This is a genomic window from Moorena sp. SIO3E8 (assembly GCF_010692445.1).
Lineage (GTDB): Bacteria > Cyanobacteriota > Cyanobacteriia > Cyanobacteriales > Coleofasciculaceae > Moorena > Moorena bouillonii.
This window is the reverse complement of sequence record NZ_JAAHHM010000385.1, coordinates 1-1,047: the sequence shown is the minus strand read 5'-3', so window position 1 is coordinate 1,047 and position 1,047 is coordinate 1. Positions and strand designations below refer to the sequence as shown.

2 protein-coding genes are annotated in these 1,047 nt (G+C 55.9%); one reads left to right on the top strand and one right to left on the bottom strand.

What is annotated here, in order from left to right:
* Window positions 1–190: 190 nt before the first annotated feature.
* On the bottom strand, window positions 191–445 hold the full coding sequence (gene csrA / locus F6K46_RS39965; protein WP_293118238.1) for a carbon storage regulator CsrA: 255 nt from the start codon (window positions 443–445) through the stop codon (window positions 191–193).
* A 141-nt stretch (window positions 446–586) separates the two neighbouring features.
* Between csrA and flgB the strand changes: the two genes are divergently transcribed.
* A complete protein-coding gene (gene flgB / locus F6K46_RS39960; RefSeq protein WP_293118235.1) occupies window positions 587–1,027 on the top strand; it encodes a flagellar basal body rod protein FlgB in 441 nt (146 codons plus the stop codon).
* The last annotated feature ends 20 nt before the right edge of the window (window positions 1,028–1,047 follow it).

Sequence of the window (1,047 nt, the reverse complement as noted above, 5' to 3'; positions counted from 1 at the left end):
TATGAATGGTTTAACGCGCGCGCTAGGTCGCTGATTCGCTTTCACTTTTGCAGAGCGAAAGACTGTGATCAGAAGGTTGAGCCAGGAAAATCGGCAGACAGGCATTTCGCCTGCCGGCAAGCGCGTAGAGAAAGCATCGGGAAGACGCCAAGAGGTTATGCGCTGGCGTGCGCATGGGAAGCCTGAAGTGTCAGCTGCCTTCGTCGCTGCCAGCCTTGGTGTCCTTGTCGACTCCGGCGATGGACATGGCGAGCGCTTCGCTGCCTGCGGCGGCGGCGCGGTTCTCTTCCTGGATCCGCTCGTAGATTTCCCGTCGCAAGACCGTGGCGTCTTCCGGGAAGGTAAACCCGAGTTTGATGGACTTGCCGCGGATATCTACGACGGTGACTTCGATATTGTCGTTAATGATGACGGATTCGCCGATTTTCCGCGTTAGATAAAGCATCGGCTTCGTAAAAACTCCCTGCCCCTAGCCGGATTCTGGTCCGGCCCCCTAACAACACTCTAATACGGGGATTGTTCTAGAACAAGCGAACCCTTTTTACGGAATCTTAACAACAGATAGTGGAAAGTTAAGACAAATCTTATGGAAGGGTCCCAGAACCGGGGCTGCGCGGATATTATGGACGGCAAACTCAGTATCACCGATGTGATCGCGAAGCGCATGCAGTGGCTCACTGCGCGCCAGACCGTTCTGACCAAAAACATCGCCAACGCGGACACGCCGGATTACATCCCTCAGGATCTGAAGGACGGTTCCTTTAAGCGCATGGTTGCGCGGCAGTCGCCGGCTCTGCGGCCTGCATCGACCAATGGCAGCCACATTCAGGGGGTCTCTCTGCGGGACCCTGACGGACGCTCGCGGGATCAGGAAGAACTCTATGAAACGGCGCCCGCCGGTAATGCGGTCGTGATCGAAGAGCAACTGGTCAACATGACGCGCAACCAGACAGATTATCAGACCATGACGCAGCTCTACCGTAAGCACGTCGCCATGATCAAAATGGCGCTGAAGGGCTCGAACTGATCGCACTGGGTTTCAGGATC